Origin of the sequence: Acidovorax sp. HMWF018 (assembly GCF_003061035.1) — a bacterium.
GTDB lineage: Bacteria > Pseudomonadota > Gammaproteobacteria > Burkholderiales > Burkholderiaceae_C > Acidovorax > Acidovorax delafieldii.
Genome location: NZ_QAIM01000681.1, coordinates 1 through 3202, shown reverse-complemented (window position 1 = coordinate 3202; position 3202 = coordinate 1). Strand labels below are relative to the sequence as shown.

The 3202-nt window shown below is 68.1% G+C and carries 4 protein-coding genes; 1 reads left to right on the top strand and 3 read right to left on the bottom strand.

The window, feature by feature from the left end; all coding sequences use genetic code 11:
- On the top strand, window positions 1-1123 hold a 1123-nt coding region (locus DBR23_RS28875), incomplete at its 5' end, for a DUF3089 domain-containing protein (protein ID WP_158276509.1).
- A gap of 48 nt (window positions 1124-1171) precedes the next feature.
- Here the strand turns inward: DBR23_RS28875 and DBR23_RS28870 are convergent.
- From DBR23_RS28870 to DBR23_RS28855, 3 genes are all read right to left on the bottom strand, one after another.
- Window positions 1172-1669, bottom strand: coding sequence for an NUDIX hydrolase (locus tag DBR23_RS28870; protein WP_108500327.1), 498 nt, complete (start codon window positions 1667-1669; stop codon window positions 1172-1174).
- Between the two features lie 315 nt (window positions 1670-1984).
- Window positions 1985-2485: a GNAT family N-acetyltransferase gene (locus DBR23_RS28860; RefSeq protein WP_108500325.1), complete on the bottom strand. Its 501-nt coding sequence runs from the start codon at window positions 2483-2485 to the stop codon at window positions 1985-1987.
- Window positions 2486-2502: 17 nt separating this feature from the next.
- Window positions 2503-3202: riboflavin synthase subunit alpha (locus DBR23_RS28855; protein ID WP_108500324.1), on the bottom strand; the 700-nt coding region annotated here is incomplete at its 5' end.

Genomic DNA, 3202 nt, shown 5'->3' with positions numbered 1-3202 from the left:
TTTGCTCGGTGCCTTTGCGGTCGCCCCCGCGCTGGCCCAGCCCGCTGCCGCCAACTACGACGCGCCGTATACCTGGCTGTGCCGCCCCGGTCGCGCCGACCTGTGCAGCACCGACCAGACGGTCACCACGCTGGCCGCCGACGGCCAACGCACGGTGCAGGTGATCAAGCCGCAGGCCGATGCGCCCATCGACTGCTTTTACGTGTACCCCACGATCTCGCAGGACCCCAACCCGCACAGCACGCTGCAACCTGGCCCGGGCGAGCAGCGGGCGGTGGCGCAGCAGTTTGCCCCCTTTGCCTCGGTGTGCCGTCCGTTTGCACCCATGTACCGGCAGATCACGCTGGCGGGGCTGCGCGCGGCCATGTCGGGCAACCCGGCGGGCGTGAACCCGGAGATGGCCATCGAGGACGTGCGCGCCGCCTGGCGGCACTATCTGGCCAATGACAACAAGGGCCGGGGCGTGGTGCTGGTGGGGCATTCCCAGGGCAGCCGCATGCTGCTGGAGTTGCTCAAGCGCGATGTGGACGGCCAGCCGGTGCAGCAGCGCCTGGTGTCGGCCCTGCTGATCGGCTTCAACGTGATGGTCCCTGCGGGTGCGGACACCGGAGGGTCGCTGCCCACGCTGCCCCTGTGCCGTACCGGCGCGCAAACCGGGTGTGTGGTGACATACGCCACGTTCCGCGAGACATCACCGCCGCCCGCAAACTCCCGCTTTGGCCGCAGCAATGCGGCGGGCGCAGAGGTGGCCTGCACGGACCCAGTGCGCCTGAGCGGCCAGCCGCTGCGCAGCATGCTGGCCCGCGAGGCCAACCTGCTGGGGCAGCCCGTGTTGCGTGCGCAATGGGCGCAGGGCCTGGAGGGCGTGAGCACCCCGTTTGTGAGCCTGCCGGGCCTGATGCGTGCAAGCTGTGTGAAGGACGGCCCCGCACACTACCTGGCGCTGGGCCTGGACAGCAATGGGCGTGGCAGCCTGCCCAGCGATGTGCCGGGCAATATTGTGGTCAATGACCGCACTCTGGACGACTGGGGCCTGCACCTGATCGACATGAACGTGGTGATGGGCAACCTGCTGGACCTGGTGCGCCAGCAGGGCGCTGCCTGGAAGGCCAAGGCGAACTAGCGCCTGTTCACACCGGGGGCGGTGCGCAGCCCCGTGCGGCACCAAGGCTTATCGCGCGGTCACGCCGTCCGGCTCGGTCACCGAGATGTCGGTGTGCACCAGCGTCAGCGGAAAGCGCTGGCCCGCCAGGTAGTCCTCCAGGCCGCGCAGCAGCAGCGGGCTGCGGTGGCGCTCGGGGCAGGCGCGGATCTCGTCGGCCGTGAGCCACAGCGTGCGCACGATGCCGGTGTCGAGCGTGCGCCAGTCATGGTGCGTGCCCAGCGTGCCCGCAAACGCAAAACGCATGTAAGTGATGTCGTCCCCCGTGCGCGTCTTGATGAAGCGGTTGAGGTACACGCCGATCAACGCTGTGGGCTCGAAGTCGTGGGCGGTTTCTTCCAGCACCTCGCGCGCGCAGGCCTGGATGGGCGACTCGCCCGGGTCCAGGTGGCCGGCAGGGTTGTTGAGCTTGAGGCCGTCGGTGGTTTCTTCCTCGACCAGCAGAAAGCGGCCGTCGCGCTCGATGAGGGCGGCCACGGTGACGTTGGGTTTCCAGCGGTGGGGCATGGCGGGCATTATGACGAGGGCGGGTGACACTGCGCCTACAAGGTCTAAGAACGTGTTTACGATCTCGCAGGGGATCGCGTTGGAGCGCAATCGGGATGAGTGGATGCTTCGGATGCGCCGCATGGGCTCATGCCCATGCAAGCAGCTGGGGCGTCCAATCACCCGATTTCGCTCCAACCCTTCGGGCAGTGGTCTTTGCGGGCGGTCTGCGGCGTTGCGGCGCTTGTGGATAGCCAAGCTATCCACTACGCACCGCGCCTTGCATCCCATCCCGCAAAGACCGCTGCGCGACCTCTGGGAGATCGTAAACACGTTCTAAAGCGCTCGCGCCATGTACACCGCGCCTTCGCCGTAGCTGGCCAGGCGGGCCTGCTGGGCGGCGTCCTGCAAGGGGTGCAGCGCATAGCCCTGCCGCTGCCAGTAGGCCTGCGAGCCTTGCACCGAGACCAGCGCGCTGTGCCGCAGCCCCTCGGCGCGGGCCTGCGCCCACAGGGGCTGCAGCAGCGCGTGGGCCAGGCCTTGCCCCGCATGGGCAGGCAGCACGGCCATGTCGTGCAGGTACAGCGTGTCGGGCTCAGCAGCGGTTTCAAAGTCGCCATGCAGCGGGGTGACCTTGCCACGCACGCTGCGGTAGGCCGCCAGGTAGGCACACACCGTGCCGCCCTGCTCCAGCACCAGCGAGCAATTGGCGGGGCTGGCGAGGCGGCGGGCAAACACCTCGCCGCTCTCCACAAACCCCTCGCCATAGCAGGCCAGTTGCACGGCCAGCAGATCGGCCAGGTCGCTCAGCGCCAGCGGGCGCACCACCAGGGACATGAGTGAGCTTGGTTCGATCAGTGCGGCAGCACGGGCGCCTGCACGAAGTCGTCCAGCGACAGGCCCTTTTCCTTCAACAGCGCCTCCAGCACCGGCTGCAGGCGGCCCAGGCTCTCCTGCACGGCCTCGCGCACGGTGTCCACCACCACCTGGGTGCTGCGCTCGATCTCGATGTTCAGGCGGTCGCCCACCTGCTTGTTCTCAAACACGGTGGCGCGGCGGGTCTCGGGGATCATCCAGATCTCGAACCAGCCCTCTTGCCGGTTCACCTCGGCCACCGTGAGGCTGGCGCCGTGGATGGCGATGTAGCCCTTGGCAAAGATGTAGCGGCGAAACGCCTCGGGCACGGCCACGCGCCACACCAGGTTGTTGTCGAATTCGCGCCGCTCGATGAGCGTGCCGGTGAAGTCCACATGGCCCGACAGCGGGTGGCCGCCAATCTCGGCGCCGTCCTTGGCCGCGCGCTCCACGTTCACGCGGTCGCCTTGGCCGTAGCTGCCCAGCGTGGTGATGTTCAGGCTCTGCAGCATCACGTCGAAGTTGGCCTGCGTGGGCGACAGGATCTCGGTGACCGTGAGGCACACGCCATCGGTGGCCACACTGGCGCCAATGGCCAGGTCCTGACAGAAGCCCTCGGGGAAATCGAGCGTGAAGGTGCGCAGCCCTGCGCGGTCGTGGATGGCGGCAATGCCTGCCGTGGCTTGGACGATGCCTGTG

Coding starts and splice junctions, on each gene's coding strand:
- DBR23_RS28870 (WP_108500327.1), bottom strand. CDS start 1,669: ATGCCCCACCGCTGGAAACCCAACGTCACCGTGGCCGCCCTCATCGAG.
- DBR23_RS28860 (WP_108500325.1), bottom strand. CDS start 2,485: ATGTCCCTGGTGGTGCGCCCGCTGGCGCTGAGCGACCTGGCCGATCTG.